A 16169-nucleotide genomic window follows, 5' to 3' on the forward strand; every position below is an offset into this window, starting at 1 on the left:
AATGGCTGTGAAGGTCGCCATCAACGGCTTCGGGCGCATCGGGCGCCTGGTGCTGCGGGCCATGATCGAAAGCAACCGCACCGACGTGGAATGCGTCGCGATCAACGACCTCGGCAGCGTCGAAGCGAACGCCCACCTGTTCCGCTACGACAGCGTCCATGGCCGCTTCCCCGGCGAAGTGGCGGTGGACGGCAACAAGCTGCTGATCACCGCCAATGGCCGCACCTACGCGCCGATCGTAGTCAGCAGCGAGCGTGACCCGACCAAGGTGCCGTTCCAGGGCGTCGACGTCGCCATGGAATGCACCGGTATCTTCACGGCGAAGGATAAGGCGAGCGCCTTGATCACCGCCGGCGCCCGCAAGGTGCTGATCTCGGCGCCCGGCGAGAATGCCGACGCCACCATCGTCTACGGCGTGAACCACCAGGTGCTGACGAAGGAGATGACGGTCGTCTCCAACGCCTCCTGCACCACCAACTGCCTGGCGCCGATCGCCAAGGTGCTGCACGACAATTTCGGCATCGTGCGCGGCTATATGGTGACCATCCACGCCTATACCGGCGACCAGAACACCGTCGACACGCTGCACAAGGACCTGCACCGCGCGCGCGCCGCGGCGGTCTCCGCCATCCCGACCAGCACCGGCGCGGCGAAGGCCGTGGGCCTGGTGATGCCGGAGTTGAAGGGCAAGCTGGACGGCACCGCGATCCGCATCCCGACGCCCAACGTCTCCCTCGTCTCGCTCGACTTCGTGCCGAAGAAGGAAGGCATCACGAAGGAGGAGATCAACGCGGTGATGAAGGCGGCCGCCGAATCCGGGCCGCTGAAGGGCATCCTCGGCTACAACACCGCGCCGCTGGTCAGCATCGACTTCAACCACGACCCGCACAGCTCCACCTTCGACGCGACGCAGACGCAGGTGGTGGACGGCGCGCTGGTGCGCGTGATGTCCTGGTACGACAACGAGTGGGGCTTCTCCAACCGCATGAGCGACACCGCCGCCCTGTTCGGCAGCCTCTGAGCCGTCGAGCCCTCTCCCCCTTGCTTCAGGGGGAGAGGGCTCGTCGCGCCGGTTCAGAACAACTGCAGCCGCGTCCGCGCGAACTCGAACCCCTGTCCCGCCGCATTGGCACATCGCAGCATCGCCTGCGTCGCCGTGCAGGTCAGCCCCGGCCCCTGCCACGCGGTGCCATAGCGCAGCCGGCGCGCGCCACGGTTCACCACAGTATCCCCGCCGCACAGCAGCCGCGCCGCGCCCACGGGCCCGACCGCCACCGAATGGCCCCAGTCAAATTCACAGTCCTGCGGCTTCGGCGGCGGCGTGTAGCTGTAGTTCACGATGTCGCAGCGGATGGCGCCTTCCTCCATCTCGCAGAAGATGTTCCCGGACGGCAACTGGAAGCCCTCCTGCGCCGATGCTACGATCGGCAGGCAGACCAGGGCCGCGACAAGCCACCGCATCGCTTCGTTCCTCCCGGCCGCCATCCCGAATCAGGAGTGCCTCTTCGATGCCGTTCCGCACCATCGACACGCTGGACGCCCATGGCAAGCGCGTGCTCCTGCGCGCCGACCTGAATGTCCCGGTCCGCGATGGCCGCATCACCGACCGCACGCGGATCGAACGCCTGGCGCCGACCATCCGCGAACTGGCGGAGAAGGGCGCGCGCGTCATCGTCTGCAGCCATTTCGACCGGCCGAAGGGCAAGGTGGTGCCGGAGATGTCGCTGGCGCCGATGGCGGAGGCGCTGTCCGCCGCCCTCGGCCGCCCCGTCGCCTTCGCCGCCGACTGTGTCGGCCCCGTCGCAGAACAGGCCGCCGCCGCGCTGGCGGATGGCGAGGTGCTGCTGCTGGAGAACACCCGCTTCCACGCCGGCGAGGAAAAGAACGATCCTGCCATGGCCGCAGCCCTCGCCAGGCTGGCGGATGTGTTCGTGAACGATGCGTTCTCCGCAGCCCACCGCGCCCATGCCAGCACGGAAGGCGTCGCCCACCTGCTGCCGGCCTACGCCGGCCGCCTGATGCAGGCGGAGCTCGAGGCGCTGGACGCGGCGCTGGGCAACCCCGCCCGCCCGGTCGTCGCCATCGTCGGCGGCGCCAAGATCTCCACCAAGCTGGAACTGCTCGGCAACCTGACCCGCAAGGTCAACGTGCTGGTCATCGGCGGTGCCATGGCCAACACCTTCCTCGCCGCCCAGGGCCACGCCATGGGCAAGTCGCTGCAGGAGGCCGAGATGCACGAGACGGCGCGGACCATCATGGCCGAGGCGCGCGCCGCCAATTGCGGGATCCTGCTGCCGGTGGACCTGGTGGTGGCTGGCGCCTTCGCCGCCAACGCGCCCCACCGTACCGTGGCGATCGACCGGGTGCCGGAGGACATGATGGCCCTCGATGTGGGGCCGGAGACGGTGGACATGGTGGAAAGCCGCCTGCGCCAGGCCTCGACCCTGGTCTGGAACGGACCCTTCGGCGCCTTCGAGATTCCGCCCTTCGACACCGCCACCGTCGCCGTCGCGCAATCCGTGGCGGCACTCACCGCCTCCTCCGGCCTGAAGTCCATCGCCGGTGGCGGCGACACCGTCTCCGCCCTGCGCCATGCCGGGGTGATGGACCGCCTCACCTATGTATCCTCCGCCGGCGGGGCCTTCCTGGAGTGGCTGGAGGGCAAGACGCTGCCGGGGGTCGCGGTCCTGACCGACTGATTCAGATTTTGGCAACCTTCGTCTCGATTCCACTAGAGGTTGCTGGAGTGTTAACGGCGCGGCGTCGCATCCTCCGGGCATGCGCACGCTCCGCCCGCTTCCGCCGAAATCCACCCAGCGGTTTACGCATCCTTCAGACCTGCGGTTCATGGTCGTGCGCATGATCGCCATGAACTCCCTGGCCGCCTTCACGGCGGAAGTCTCCCGGACGCAAGGGGCCGCGAAAACGCGCGGATCCAGCGCCTCCCCCCAGCCGTTGCAGCCGCTGCCGGCGCCGCAGCAACGCACGCTGGATACGATGCCGGCGATGCCCGGCGGGCCGGTGCCACGCGGGTCGCTGCTCGACCTGCGTGTCTGATCGGGCACATCGGGAAAGCCTCCTGACGGCGTGATAAGCTTTGCCTTGCGGTCCGCGCCCTCCGGTTGCACCTTCGGCCCATGGCCTCCGACACCACCGACAGCACCCGCTTCGTCCGGCGCATCCCCGAGGGCGAAGACCGGGAAAGGCTGACCTGCTCGGATTGCGGGTTCATCGCCTACGAGAACCCGAAGATCGTCGTCGGCTCCGTCGTCGACGTGGCGGGCCAGGTCCTGCTGTGCCGGCGCGCCATTGAACCCCGTCGCGGCTTCTGGACCATCCCCGCCGGCTACATGGAACTCGGCGAGACGGTGGAGGAAGGCGCGGTTCGGGAGGCGCGGGAGGAAGCCTGCGCCGACCTCGCGCTGGACGGCGTGTTGGCGATCTATTCCATCGCCCGCATCGGCCAGGTGCAGATCCTGTTCCGCGCCCGCCTCGCCAGCCCCGGCTTCGCCGCGGGGCCTGAGAGCCTGGAGGTCCGGCTGTTCGACTGGGCCGACATCCCCTGGGACGACCTCGCCTTCCCCTCCGTCCACTGGGTCCTGCGGGCCTGGCGAGAGGCTGGGCCAGGTCCGCTCGGCGCCCCGCGCGGCAACCCGCCGGTGGATCGGCGTGGAACCACTCGGCTGGAGGCTGCGCTGTGAGACGCGCGATCACGCTCGCCGCATCGCTGATGCTCATCGCCGGCGGCGCCCTCGCCGAACCGGCGCGGGCGGCGACCGCGGATGCGCCGGCCGCCGTGGTGCCGGAGCAACCGGTGGTGGAGCGCCCCGTCTCCGCCCGAAGGCGCGCCCGCGCCCAGCAACCACTCCCCGAGCCGCCTCCTCCCGCCCCGCCCCTGCCCAGTACGCGGGCCGCGGCGCCCAGCCTCTGGGGCGAACCCGCGCCGATCCCGAACCGTAGCATCGAGGCGCCGCGCGACATCTTCGCCGGCCCGCCGCGCGCGACGCTGGAGCCGGTCATCATCGATGAGCGCGAGCAGGACCGCGGCTTCACCTTCGGTCGCGAACACCTCTCCAGCCGTCAGGAGATCCTGGGCAAGGACCTCGCGCCCGGCGCCCGCATCCGGATTCCGCTGGAGTAGCCGCAGGTTCAAGGCACCGGTTCAGCGTATCGGCATCGGGTACATCAGTCCGCTGCGCTCCCACAGCGCGTTCAGCCCGCGCGGCACGCCGAGCGCGGACCCCTGCCCCAGGTCGCGTTCATACACCTCGGCATGGTTTCCGACCTGGCTGAGCACCCGGAACCCCGAATCAGCAGACAGGCCCAGCGGCGCGCCGAGCCCCGGCTCCGCGCCGTGGCCGTGGCCGCGCCAGTTCGGATTACCGTCCCGCACCAATGGGCCAAGCGGCCACCAGGCTCGAACGGTCGGCACTTACCGCGTCGCGGACGCTCAAACCAAGGCGTCCGAAACGCTGGGCCGGCAGCGCCACCCGGTACGTTGAACCCTCGCGGCAGCGCGTATCCCAGTAGGCGGTGCGGCGTTCGTCGAAGCCGGCGAAGTAGGTGACGAGGATCGTCTGGCAGGCTGCTCCGCTGCCGGTGATGCTGCGCCCCAGCTCGGCGCGCCGCGGTGCCTCCTGCAGGGCGGAAAGCTGGTCATGCAGCGGATTTCGGCTCTGTTAGCTCTGCGGCAGCCCGACCAGGCCACGGGCGAAGTCCCGCGCCGTGAAGGGCCGCAGGTCCGCAGCCTTTTCGCCGACGCCAACAAAGTGGACCGGAATCCCGACCTCCGCCGCCAGCGCCACCACCACGCCGCCCTTGGCGCTGCCATCCAGCTTGGTCACCGCCAGGCCGGAGACATCCACCATCTCCTTGAAGATCTTCACCTGCTGGATGGCATTCTGCCCCGTCGTCGCATCCAGCGTCAGCAGCACCGAATGCGGCGCCGTCGGGTCCAGCTTGCGGATCACGCGGATAATCTTCCGCAGTTCCTCCATCAGGGCCGACTTGTTATGCAGCCGCCCCGCCGTGTCGATCAGCAGCAGGTCCATCCCCTCGGACCGCGCCCGCGCCAGCGCGTCATGCGCGAGGCCGGCGGCATCGGCGCCCATCTTCGGCGAGGCAACGACGGCGCAGCCGGTCCGCTCGCCCCAGATCTGCAACTGCTCCACCGCCGCGGCGCGGAAGGTGTCGCCCGCCGCGAACATCACCTTGAGGCCCTGGCCGCGATACTGCTGGCCGAGCTTGGCGATGGTCGTGGTCTTGCCGGTGCCGTTCACGCCGACCACCAGCACGACATGCGGCGCATTCTCCCGCCGGATCTCGAGCGGCCGGGCGACCGGCGCCAGGATCTCCGCGATCGCCTCCGCCAGCGCGCCCTTCACCTCCTCGTCCGAGACCTCCTTGCCGAAGCGGGTCTTCCGGAATCCCTCGACGATGCGCCGCGCCGCGGCGACACCGAGGTCGGCGGCGATCAGCGTATCCTCCAGCTCCTCAAGTGCCGCGTCGTCCAGGCGGCGCTTGCGGAACACGGTCGTCAGCGCATCGGTCAGCCGCGCGGTGGAACGCGACAAGCCGGTCTTGAGGCGGGAGAACCAGCCGCCGGTGCCACCGGGCTCTGCCTCCGGCTCGCTGGTCGCCAGCGCTTCGGCCAGCGCGGCGGCGTCCCTGCTGGGCGGTGCTGGCTCCGGCTGCACCTCCTCTGGCACCGGCACCACCATGTCCGGCGGGCCGTTGAACGGCGGCGCCACCGGCGCGGTCGGTGGCAGGGGTGCCAGGGGCGCCGCCGGCGGCGCGGCCGGCGCCTCGCGCGGTGGAACGGACGGTGTCGCGGGCTGGGCCGGCGGCGCCGTTACCGGGGTCTGCGGTGGGGTCTCGGTCGCCGGCGTTTCCCGCCCACGCATCCGGTCCCAGAGTGCCTTGAGCGCCATGGCTATGCTGCCTCCCCGAGCAGGCCTTCGGTGTCGGCCGCCACGATGCGCAGCGCCCGCAGGCTGCCGGGCCGGATCGCCTCGGCATCCGGCCGCGCATTCGCCAGCCGGACCGGGGCAAATTGTTCTGTATGGCCGCGCCCACCGCGTTCCAGCAGCACCGATTCCACCCGCCCGACCCGGCTGGCGAACAGCCGCGCCGCCGCCGCCTGGCCGGCCTGGCGCAGACGTGCCGCGCGCTCACGCCGCAGCGGCACCGGCACCTGCGGCATCCGCGCCGCCGGCGTGGCCGGACGCGCGGAGTATGGAAACACGTGCAGGAAGCTCAGCCCCGCCTCCTCGACCAGCTCGAGCATTTCCGTGAACTGCGCCTCGGTTTCGGTCGGGAAGCCGGCGATCAGGTCGGCTCCAAGGGCGATGTCAGGCCGCAGCGCGCGTGCCCGGCGGGCCAGGCCCAATGCCTCGGCACGGCCGTGGCGGCGCTTCATGCGCTTCAGGATCAGGTCGCTGCCATGTTGCAGTGACAGGTGCAGATGCGGCATCAGGCGCGGCTCCTCCGCGATCAGGCGCCACAGATCGGCATCGCCCGCCTCGCCGCCAAGATGCGCCGGGTCGAGCGAGGACAGCCGCAGCCGCGGCAGTTCCGGCACCAGCGCCAGCAGCCGGCGCACCGTCTGGCCCAGGCTCGGCCGGCCGGGCAGGTCGGGGCCGTAGCTCGCGATATCGACCCCGGTGAGCACCACCTCCCGGAACCCCTCCGCCACCAGCGCCCGCACCTGGTCCACCAGCAGCCCGAGCGGGACGGAACGGGAGGGACCGCGACCGTAGGGGATGACGCAGAAGGTGCAGCGGTGGTCGCAGCCCTGCTGCACCTGCACCAGCGCCCGTGCCCGGTTCGCATTCTGCGTCACCGGCACCGCCGGTGCCGGCGCGGCCTGCATGATGTCGGCAACCGGCGCCGGCAGGGCATCCGGCGCCCAAGCCTCCGGCCGCAGCTTGTCGGCATTGCCGATCACCCGCACCACGCCGGGCAGCCCCGCCCAGGCTTCGGGCGCGATCTGCGCCGCGCAGCCGGTGACGAAGATGCGCGCGCCCGGGTCTTCCCGCGCCGCCCTGCGGATCGCCTGGCGCGCCTGCGCCTCGGCCTCCCCGGTCACGGCGCAGGTGTTGACGATGATGGTGTGCGCATCCTGGCCCGCCGCCTCTGCCAGCCCGCGCATCGCGTCGGATTCATGGGCGTTCAGCCGGCAGCCGAAGGTCAAGGTCCGCACGCTCATGCGTGGCGGCCCGAGGCGTCTCCGCGAAACTCCAGCATGCCGGTGAAGGCGGTTGCGACCGGCCCGGTCATCAGCACATGGCCGTCCTCGCGCCATTCCATCAGCAGGTCGCCGCCCGGCATGGTGACGGTGGCGCGTCGCCCCGTCAGGCCGCGACGATGCGCGTTGACGATGGCCGCGCAGGCGCCGGAGCCGCAGGCCAGCGTCAGCCCCGCGCCACGTTCCCAGATCACCAGCCGCATATGCTCCGGCGACAGGATCTGCGCGAAGCCGATATTCGCCCGGTCCGGGAAGATGGGGTCGTGCTCCAGCGAAGGCCCGATATCCGCCACCGGCACCAGGTCCAGGTCACGGACGAAGAAGGTGGCGTGCGGGTTGCCCATGGAACAGGCCGCCGGATCACCCACGGCGCCGTGCTGCAACGGCAGGTGCAGCGTATCCATCGCCCGCGCCAACGGCACATCCTGCCAGCCCAGCCGCGCCAGCCCCATATCCGCCCGCCACAGCCCACCCGGCAGGCGTTCCACCGGCAGGTCGCCCGCGATGGTCCGCACCACCACGCGGTCCCGCCCGGCTTCGTCCGCCACCAGGGAGGCAATGCAGCGCGTCGCATTGCCGCAGGCCCCGGCCTCGGAGCCATCCGGGTTGCGGATGCGCATGAAGACGTCGGCGCCGTCGACGCCCGGCTCCATGACGATGAACTGGTCGCAGCCGACGCCGAAATGCCGGTCCGCGATCGCTGCGGCCTCGGCGGGGGCGATGGCGAGTGGCGTGGGACGGCCATCCAGCACGACGAAGTCGTTGCCCAGGCCATGCATCTTGCGGAAGGGGATGATCACCCGAGGGATATAGAGTGCCGCCCGAGCCGGCGGAACCCGCCCCGCTCCGTGTAGATGGCCGTCGTGCGCCTCCGCTTGCGGGCAACATGGATTTTCCCACCGCGTGGACCGCATGGAAAGAAAATCTTTCTGCTACGCGTCTCCTTGCGGCCCCGTGGAAAAATCCTCTTTTCTGATGTGAGAGCCAGCGCCATACGGGAGCCGCCCATGACCAAGGTCCATGTCATCCACGAGAACGACGCCTGGGTGGAGCCGCTGCGCAGCGCCTTCGCTGCCCTCGGCACCCCGGTCGAGGAATGGTTCCTGGACCGCGGCGTGCTCGACCTGACCCGCCCACCGCCCGAAGGCGTCTTCTACAACCGCATGAGCGCCTCCTCCCACACCCGCGGCCACATCTACGCCCCGGAATACGCCGGCGCGGTGATCGAGGTGCTGGAACGCCACAACCGCCCCCTGGTGAATGGCCGCCGCGCCCTACAACTCGAACTGTCCAAGGTCGCGCAGTACCAGGCGCTGTCCACCCACGGCATCCCGGTGCCCGCGACCCTCGCCGTGGTCGGCCGCGAGAACATCCCCGAAGCCGCCGCGAAGCTTGGCTACCCCATCATCCTGAAGCACAACCGCGCCGGCAAAGGCCTCGGCGTGCGCCTGCTGCGCAGCGAAGCAGGGCTGCGCGAAGCCCTCGCCGCGCTCGACGTCACCACCGATTCCGAAGCCCACCCGCGCGACGGCATCTGGCTGGTCCAGCGCTACATCGAAGCCGCGGAACCCTGCATCACCCGCGCCGAATTCGTCGGCGGCCGGTTCCTGTATGCGGTGCGAGTCGACACATCCGAAGGCTTCGAACTCTGCCCGGCCGATGCTTGCGACATCGGCGCAGGCGCCGCCTGCCCCGCCGTTGCACCCAGCCCGAAATTCGTCATCCAGGAAGGCTTCACCCACCCCCTGATCCACCGCATGGAAGCCTTCCTGCTGGCGAATGCCATCGGCGTCGGCGCCATCGAATTCATCACCGACCACACCGGCCAGGCCTTCGCCTACGACGTCAACACCAACACCAACTACAACGCCGAAGCCGAAGCCCGGGCCGGACGCACCGGCAACCAGACCGGGATGGGCGCCATCGCCGCCCACCTGACAGCCCTGCTGCGGCGCGAGGCCCTGGCGGCGGCGGCGTAGTCGGCTGGCGCTGGGTGATTTGCAGGGAGTGCGGAGCCATCCCTGCAAATCACCCGCGCAACCCGCCCGCTTGCGTCGCCGGCGCCTCGCCGCTACAAGCCCGCCTCCGCGCGTCATGGCCTCTGGTGGGCATGCCTGGCCGCGGATACCGATCCCTGCCGCATGGTGCGGTCCGGCTGCTCGCGAGGGTGGTTGGTGCGAGGTGGGAGAGGCCTGACCGTCTGGAGGTCCAAATGCCCAAGATGAAGACGAAGTCGAGCGTGAAGAAGCGCTTCACGCTGACGGCAACCGGCAGGGTCAAGGCTGGCGCCGGCAACAAGCGCCACATGCTGACCGCCAAGACGAACAAGATGAAGCGGCAGAACCGCGGCGCCTTCGTGCTGGACAAGCAGGATGGCGACACGATCAAGCAGTGGATGCCTTACGGTTCGAGCCGGTAAGGAAGGATCTGAACCATGGCACATGTGAAGCGCGGCGTAACCAAGCACGCCCGGCACAAGAAGATCCTCAAGCTCGCCAAGGGCTATGTCGGTCGTTCCTCCACCGCCTATCGTCCGGCGCTCGAGCGCGTCGAGAAGGCGCTGCAGTACGCCTATCGTGACCGTCGCAACAAGAAGCGCGATTTCCGCGGTCTGTGGATCCAGCGCATCAACGCGGCGGTGCGTGAGCACGGCATCACCTATTCGCGGTTCATGGCCGGCATCAAGGCGGCGAACATCGAGATCGACCGCAAGATGCTCGCGGCGCTGGCCTTCGACGACGCGGCCGGTTTTGCGGCCATCGTCGAGAAGGCGAAGGGCGCCCTCCCCGCGCAGGCCTGAACCGTTCGCGGTTTGGCTGAAGACTGACACAGGAGGGCCGTCCCGCAGGGGGCGGCCTTTTCCGTATCCGGATGCTGGCCAGTATGAGCGATGATCTCGCGGCGCTGCGCGCCGATGCCGAAGCCGCCTTGTCGGGTGCCGCGGACCTGCGGGCGCTGGATGCCGTGCGCGTCGCGGTGCTGGGCAAGTCCGGCAGCCTGTCCGGCCTGCTCAAGGGCCTGGGCGCGGTGCCGGCCGACCAGCGGAAGGATCGTGGGGCCGCGCTGAACCGCCTGAAGAACGAGGTCGAGGCGCTGCTCGAGACCCGCAAGGCGGCGCTCGAGGGCCTGGCGCTGGACGCGCGGCTGAAGGCGGAACGCCTCGACGTCTCCCTGCCGCCTCGCCCCTTCGCGCCCGGCACCGCGGCCGATGGCGGCATCCACCCGATCAGCCGGACCATCGAGGAACTGACCGCCATCTTCGGCGCCATGGGCTTCCGCGTGGTGGAGGGCCCGGATATCGAATCCGACTGGCACAATTTCGGTGCCCTCAACATCCCGGACCACCACCCGGCGCGCCAGGACCACGACACCTTCTACCTGCCTGGCACCGACGAGGCCGGGCAGCGCCGCGTGCTGCGCACCCAGACTTCGCCCCTGCAGATCCGGACGATGCTGGCCGAGCCGCCGCCGATCCGCATCATCGCCCCGGGCCGCACCTACCGCGCCGACCACGACGCCACCCACTCCCCGATGTTCCACCAGGTGGAGGGGCTGGTGATCGACCGCGACATCACCCTCGGCCACCTGAAGGGCTGCCTGACCGACTTTCTACGAGCCTTCTTCGGCATCTCGGACCTGCCGGTGCGGTTCCGCTCCTCCTACTTCCCGTTCACCGAGCCTTCGATGGAAGTGGATATCGGCTGGAACCGGAAGACCGGAGAGTTGGGTGGCGGCGGTGATTGGCTGGAAATCTTGGGCTCCGGCATGGTCCATCCCAAGGTACTGGCGAATTGCGGCCTCGATCCGCGCGAATGGCAGGGCTTCGCCTTCGGCATGGGGATCGAGCGTATCACCATGCTGAAGCACGGCATGCCGGACCTGCGGCCCTTCTACGAAAGCGACCTGCGCTGGCTGCGCCACTGGGCGGCCGATCCGCTTGCCCCCGCCAGCCTGCACGAGGGGATCTGATCCGATGAAGTTCCCCCTGTCCTGGCTGCGCGAGCATCTGGAAACCGACGCCACCCTGGATGCCATCGCCACCACCCTCTCCGCTATCGGCATCGAGGTCGAGGGCATCGAGGACAAGGCGGCGTCCCTCGCGAGCTTCCGCATCGCCCGCGTCATCGAGGCTGTGCAGCACCCCAACGCCGACCGCCTGCGCGCACTGCGCGTCGATGCCGGCGATGGCCGCGAACTTTCGGTCGTCTGTGGCGCGCCGAATGCCCGTACCGGCATGAAGGGCGTCCTCGCCGTGCCGGGCGACTTCATCCCCGGCACCGGCATCACCCTGAAGCTGGGCGAAATCCGCGGCGTGAAGTCGGAGGCGATGATGCTCTCCTCCCGGGAGATGGGCCTCGGCGACGACCACTCCGGCATTGTCGACCTGCCGGAGGATGCGCCGGTCGGCGCCAGCTACGTCGCCTGGGCCGGCCTCGACGACCCGGTGATCGAGATCAAGGTCACGCCGAACCGCGGCGACGCGCTGTCGGTCCGCGGCATCGCCCGCGACCTGGCCGCCGCCGGCCTCGGCACGCTGAAGCCGTGGGATGTGGCACCCGTCGCCGCCGCCTACCCATCGCCGCTGCAATGGCGCATCGCGGACTCGCGCGCCTGCACCTGGGTGCTCGGCCGCGCGGTGCGCGGCGTCAGGAACGGCCCTTCGCCGCAATGGCTGAAGGACCGGCTGGTGGCCATCGGCCTGCGCCCGATCAGCGCGCTGGTCGACATCACCAACTACTTCACCTTCGCCTTCGGCCGCCCGCTTCACGTCTTCGACGTCTCCAAGGTCGCCGGCACCGACCTCACCATGCGCATGGCGCGGCCAGGCGAGGAATTGCGAGCGCTGAACGGCAAGACCTACGCGCTTACGGAGGAGGACGGCATCATCGCCGACGCCAACGGCGCCGAGGCGCTCGGCGGCGTCATCGGTGGCGAGCACAGCGGCTGCGATGACACCACCACCGAATGCTTCATCGAATGCGCGCTGTTCGACCCGGTGCGCATCGCGCTCTCCGGCCGCCGGCATGACGTCCGCACCGACGCCCGCTCCCGCTTCGAGCGGGGCATCGACCCGGCGCTGCTGCCGAAGGCGCTGGAAGCGGCGACGCGGATGATCCTCGACCTCTGCGGCGGCGAGGCGTCCGAAGTGTCGGAGGCCGGCGCGCCGCCCGCCTGGCAGCGGGAGGCAACCTTGCGCTTCGCCCGGATCCGCGACCTTGGCGGGCTCGATCTGCCGGAGGACGAAGCCGTCGGGCGGCTGGAACGGCTCGGCTTCGAGGTGACCCGGCGTGACGCCGCCAGCGTGACCGTCGCCGTGCCGTCCTGGCGCAACGACATCGCCGCGGTCGGTGCCCTGGCCCAGGATCCCTCCCTGCCCGCCGAGCGCGCCCGCATCGCCGCCGAAGGCTGCGCCGCGATCGAGCCGGAATGCGACCTGGTCGAGGAAGTGCTGCGCCTCGGTGGGCTCGATGCGGTTCCGGCCGTCTCGCTGCCGGTCGCAAGCCCGGTGCCGCGCCCGGCGCTGGCCCCGAAGCAGGTGCGCGCGGCGCTGGCCCGGCGGGTGCTGGCCGCGCGTGGCATGCAGGATTGCGTCACCTACGGCTTCCTGGACCGCGCCACCGCCGGCCTGTTCGGCGAAACGCCCGATGGCCTGCACCTGGAAAACCCCATTGCCAGCGACCTGGACCAGATGCGGCCGACCCCGGTCGCCTCCCTCGCCATGGCTGCCGCCCGCAACGCCGCCCGCGGCTTCGCCGATGTCGCGCTGGCGGAGATCGGCGGCGCCTATCGCGACCCGTCTGCCGGCCCGAGCCAGCTTGCCGTCGCCGCCGGCCTTCGTGCCGGCCAGACTCCGGCCAACTGGGCCGCGCCGGCCCGCCCGGTGGATGCGCTGGATGCCAAGGGCGATGCGCTGGCGGCGCTGTCGGCGCTCGGCGTGCCGATGGCGGCGGTGATGCTGACCACGGATGCGCCCGGCTTCTACCACCCCGGCCGGTCCGGCGTGCTGCGCCAGGGGCCGAAGACCGTCCTGGCAAATTTCGGCGAACTCCACCCGCAGGTGGTCCGCACCCTCGGCCTCGCCGGCCCCGTCGTGGCGTTCGAGGTCTTCCTGGACGCGATCGCGGAGCCGAAGCGCCGCAAGAAGGGCCTGCCCGACCTGCCCGCCTTCCAGCCCCTGCGCCGCGATTTCGCCTTCGTGGTGGATGCCGGCGTGCCCGCCGACCAACTCCTCCGCGCCGCCCGCAATGCGGAGAAAACGCTGGTCGCCGATGTCACGCTGTTCGACCGCTACGCCGGCGACAAGCTGCCGGAGGGCAAGATCAGCCTGGCCCTCCAGGTCACCCTGCAACCGCGCGAGCGCACCCTGACCGATGCCGAGATCGAGGCCGCCGCCGCCAAGATCGTCGCCGCGGTGGCGAAGGCGACCGGCGCGGTGCTACGAGGATAGCCGGCCGGAGGCTGCCAATGGGCCGGGTCGTGACGGTGCAGGGCGATGCGGAGGGCCGGCTGGTCCTGCTGTAAGATGGGCCCGTCTCGCTCGGCGTGCCGGGCGGTGGCCAGGTGATGGTCGAGGCGCGGGAGGGGCGGCTGCACCTGCGCCCGAGTGACGCGGCCATCCGGCGCGCGCAGGCGCTGGTGGCAGCCATGGTTCCCCCCGGACCCAGCCTGGCCGACGAACTCATCGCGGAACGCCGCGCGGAGGCAACCCGCGACTTGGCCGAGGAAGTCGCGCCGCACCGGAATGGCTGAGTCCGCGCTTCTCGACGCCTTGGCCGTCCTGGCCCTGCCGCAGGCCAAAACGAGTGCGGATGCCGTGGCGGTGGCGCTGGAAAGCGGATCGATTTCGCAATCACCAGAACCGGGATCCTCGGGTGCCCGGCACGCTACGGCGGCGACGGAACCCCCGCCCTGGACCAGTTGGCCCTGCCGCTAATCCCTTATACCGGCGCCGAGGGCCGACCGAGCAGCCGCACGCCTCGCTCGCCACCGCCGAACGCATCTGGGCCACCCTCGGCCTCGCGATCGAGGTCCGCCTGATCCGGTAGTCTCGCCAAAATATTTGGACTTCCGCGGCTTCTGTCCTATCTCCCCGAGAACGCCGGCACCCGGAATCAGATGACCGACACCCCCCTCTCCCGCATCCGCAACTTCTCCATCATCGCCCACATCGACCACGGCAAGTCGACGCTGGCGGATCGCTTGATTCAGACCACCGGCACCGTGGCCCTCCGCGAGATGAAGGAACAGCTCCTCGACAACATGGAGCTGGAGCGGGAGCGTGGCATCACCATCAAGGCGCAGACCGTCCGCCTGCAATACAAGGCAAATGACGGCGAGACCTACATCCTCAACCTGATGGACACGCCCGGCCACGTCGACTTCGCCTATGAGGTCAGCCGCAGCCTGGCCGCCTGCGAAGGCAGCCTGCTGGTGGTCGACGCCTCTCAGGGGGTCGAGGCGCAGACGCTGGCCAATGTCTACCAGGCGCTCGATGCCGGGCATGAGATCGTGCCGATCCTTAACAAGATCGACCTGCCCGCCGCCGAGCCCGACCGGGTGAAGCAGCAGATCGAGGACGTGATCGGCCTCGATGCCTCCGACGCCGTGATGATCAGCGCCAAGACCAGCCTGAACATTGAGGGCGTGCTGGAAGCCATCGTCACCCGCCTGCCGCCCCCCACGGGCGATGCCGACAAGACGCTGACGGCGTTGCTGGTGGATAGCTGGTACGACGCCTATCTCGGCGTGGTGGTCCTGGTGCGGGTGCGGGACGGCCACCTGCGCAAGGGCATGAAGATCCGCATGATGTCGAACGGCACCGCCCATACGGTGGAGCAGGTCGGCGTCTTCACGCCCAAGATGGTGGCGGTGGACAGCCTCGGCCCGGGCGAGATGGGCTATGTCACCGCGGCCATCAAGACGGTGGCGGACACCAACGTGGGCGACACGCTGACCGATGACCGCAACCCGGCCACTGAAGCCCTGCCCGGCTTCAAGCCCTCCATCCCCGTGGTCTGGTGCGGCCTGTATCCGGTGGATGCCGACGACTTCGAGAAGCTGCGCGAATCCGTCGGCAAGCTGCGGCTGAACGACAGCAGCTTCCACTACGAGATGGAGAACAGCGCGGCGCTGGGCCTCGGCTACCGCTGCGGCTTCCTCGGCCTGCTCCACCTCGAGATCGTGCAGGAACGCCTCTCGCGCGAGTTCGACCTGGACCTGATCGCGACGGCGCCCTCCGTCGTCTACAAGATCCGCAAGACGAACGGCGAGGAGACCGAGCTCCACAACCCCGCCGACATGCCCGACCCCAGCGTGATCGAGGAAATCAGCGAGCCCTGGATCAAAGCCACCATCATGGTGCCGGAGGAATACCTGGGCTCCGTCCTGACGCTGTGCAACGAACGCCGCGGCGAACAGGTGGAACTCACCTATGTCGGCACCCGCCCCATGGCGGTCTATCGCCTGCCGCTGAACGAGGTGGTGTTCGACTTCTACGACCGCCTGAAGTCGGTCTCCCGCGGCTATGCCAGCTTCGACTACACGGTGGATGGCTACCAGCCCGGCGACCTGGTGAAGATCTCCATCCTGGTGAATGCCGAGCCGGTGGATGCGCTGTCCTTCATGGCGCACCGCACCCAGGCGGACCGCCGCGGCCGGCAGATCTGCGAGAAGCTGAAGGAGCTGATCCCCCGCCAGCTCTTCAAGATCCCGATCCAGGCCGCCATCGGCGGCCGCGTCATCGCGCGTGAGACGATCAGCGCCATGTCGAAGGACGTGACCGCGAAATGCTATGGCGGCGACATCAGCCGCAAGCGCAAGCTGCTGGACAAGCAGAAGGAAGGCAAGAAGCGGATGCGGCAGTTCGGCAAGGTCGAAATCCCGCAAAGCGCCTTCATCGCCGCCCTGAAGATGGACGCCTGAG

17 protein-coding genes are annotated in these 16169 nt (G+C 69.7%); 12 read left to right on the forward strand and 5 right to left on the reverse strand.

The genetic code is table 11. The features are described from left to right. Position 1 precedes the first annotated feature (1 nt). Positions 2-1021 carry a type I glyceraldehyde-3-phosphate dehydrogenase gene (gap, locus tag ACLF3G_RS01975; protein WP_430667632.1) on the forward strand — a complete coding sequence of 340 codons (1020 nt, stop codon included), beginning with the start codon at positions 2-4 and terminating at the stop codon, positions 1019-1021. A gap of 53 nt (positions 1022-1074) precedes the next feature. Here gap and ACLF3G_RS01980 read toward each other — a convergent pair whose 3' ends face one another. Continuing rightward, positions 1075-1461: a DUF6636 domain-containing protein gene (locus ACLF3G_RS01980; protein WP_430667633.1), complete on the reverse strand. Its 387-nt coding sequence runs from the start codon at positions 1459-1461 to the stop codon at positions 1075-1077. A gap of 47 nt (positions 1462-1508) precedes the next feature. On the opposite strand from ACLF3G_RS01980, the gene ACLF3G_RS01985 reads away from it, so the two are divergent. The 4 genes from ACLF3G_RS01985 (at position 1509) to ACLF3G_RS02000 (ending at position 4141) form a co-directional block, all read left to right on the forward strand. Next, a complete protein-coding gene (locus ACLF3G_RS01985; RefSeq protein ID WP_430667634.1) occupies positions 1509-2699 on the forward strand; it encodes a phosphoglycerate kinase in 1191 nt (396 codons plus the stop codon). A 79-nt stretch (positions 2700-2778) separates the two neighbouring features. After that, positions 2779-3057, forward strand: a complete 279-nt coding sequence (locus ACLF3G_RS01990; protein WP_430667635.1) for a hypothetical protein — start codon at positions 2779-2781, stop codon at positions 3055-3057. A gap of 80 nt (positions 3058-3137) precedes the next feature. Further along, positions 3138-3701 carry an NUDIX domain-containing protein gene (locus ACLF3G_RS01995; protein ID WP_430667636.1) on the forward strand — a complete coding sequence of 188 codons (564 nt, stop codon included), beginning with the start codon at positions 3138-3140 and terminating at the stop codon, positions 3699-3701. Next, positions 3698-4141 (forward strand): hypothetical protein, encoded by a 444-nt coding sequence (locus ACLF3G_RS02000; protein WP_430667637.1) that lies wholly within the window; start codon positions 3698-3700, stop codon positions 4139-4141. The genes ACLF3G_RS01995 and ACLF3G_RS02000 overlap by 4 nt, the downstream gene beginning before the upstream one ends. 21 nt (positions 4142-4162) lie before the next feature. Here the strand turns inward: ACLF3G_RS02000 and ACLF3G_RS02005 are convergent, their stop codons facing one another. The 4 genes from ACLF3G_RS02005 to dapF form a co-directional block, all read right to left on the reverse strand. After that, positions 4163-4393: a hypothetical protein gene (locus ACLF3G_RS02005; protein WP_430667638.1), complete on the reverse strand. Its 231-nt coding sequence runs from the start codon at positions 4391-4393 to the stop codon at positions 4163-4165. 286 nt (positions 4394-4679) lie between these two features. Continuing rightward, positions 4680-5777 (reverse strand): signal recognition particle-docking protein FtsY, encoded by a 1098-nt coding sequence (gene ftsY / locus ACLF3G_RS02010; protein ID WP_430668128.1) that lies wholly within the window; start codon positions 5775-5777, stop codon positions 4680-4682. 155 nt (positions 5778-5932) lie between these two features. Next, entirely contained in the window at positions 5933-7207 is a 1275-nt protein-coding gene (mtaB, locus tag ACLF3G_RS02015; RefSeq protein ID WP_430667639.1) for a tRNA (N(6)-L-threonylcarbamoyladenosine(37)-C(2))-methylthiotransferase MtaB, read from the reverse strand. Continuing rightward, complete coding sequence (dapF, locus tag ACLF3G_RS02020) at positions 7204-8046, reverse strand: diaminopimelate epimerase (RefSeq protein ID WP_430667640.1); 843 nt, start codon at positions 8044-8046, stop codon at positions 7204-7206. Before dapF ends, mtaB begins: the two co-directional genes overlap by 4 nt. 207 nt (positions 8047-8253) lie before the next feature. Here dapF and ACLF3G_RS02025 point away from each other — a divergent pair, with 207 nt between their 5' ends. From ACLF3G_RS02025 to lepA, 7 genes are all read left to right on the forward strand, one after another. Continuing rightward, positions 8254-9225: an ATP-grasp domain-containing protein gene (locus tag ACLF3G_RS02025; protein ID WP_430667641.1), complete on the forward strand. Its 972-nt coding sequence runs from the start codon at positions 8254-8256 to the stop codon at positions 9223-9225. Positions 9226-9458: 233 nt separating this feature from the next. Further along, entirely contained in the window at positions 9459-9665 is a 207-nt protein-coding gene (gene rpmI, locus ACLF3G_RS02030) for a 50S ribosomal protein L35 (protein ID WP_430667642.1), read from the forward strand. Positions 9666-9680: 15 nt separating this feature from the next. Next, positions 9681-10046: a 50S ribosomal protein L20 gene (gene rplT / locus ACLF3G_RS02035; RefSeq protein WP_430667643.1), complete on the forward strand. Its 366-nt coding sequence runs from the start codon at positions 9681-9683 to the stop codon at positions 10044-10046. 83 nt (positions 10047-10129) lie between these two features. Further along, complete coding sequence (gene pheS, locus ACLF3G_RS02040; RefSeq protein WP_430667644.1) at positions 10130-11215, forward strand: phenylalanine--tRNA ligase subunit alpha; 1086 nt, start codon at positions 10130-10132, stop codon at positions 11213-11215. A 4-nt stretch (positions 11216-11219) separates the two neighbouring features. Beyond that, positions 11220-13694 carry a phenylalanine--tRNA ligase subunit beta gene (pheT, locus tag ACLF3G_RS02045; protein WP_430667645.1) on the forward strand — a complete coding sequence of 825 codons (2475 nt, stop codon included), beginning with the start codon at positions 11220-11222 and terminating at the stop codon, positions 13692-13694. Between the two features lie 95 nt (positions 13695-13789). Beyond that, positions 13790-13996: a hypothetical protein gene (locus ACLF3G_RS02050; RefSeq protein ID WP_430667646.1), complete on the forward strand. Its 207-nt coding sequence runs from the start codon at positions 13790-13792 to the stop codon at positions 13994-13996. A 366-nt stretch (positions 13997-14362) separates the two neighbouring features. Beyond that, positions 14363-16168 carry a translation elongation factor 4 gene (lepA, locus tag ACLF3G_RS02055; RefSeq protein ID WP_304815137.1) on the forward strand — a complete coding sequence of 602 codons (1806 nt, stop codon included), beginning with the start codon at positions 14363-14365 and terminating at the stop codon, positions 16166-16168. Position 16169: the final 1 nt, after the last annotated feature.

The organism is Falsiroseomonas sp. HC035 (assembly GCF_050563525.1).
In the GTDB taxonomy this organism is placed as follows: Bacteria; Pseudomonadota; Alphaproteobacteria; order Acetobacterales; family Acetobacteraceae; genus Falsiroseomonas.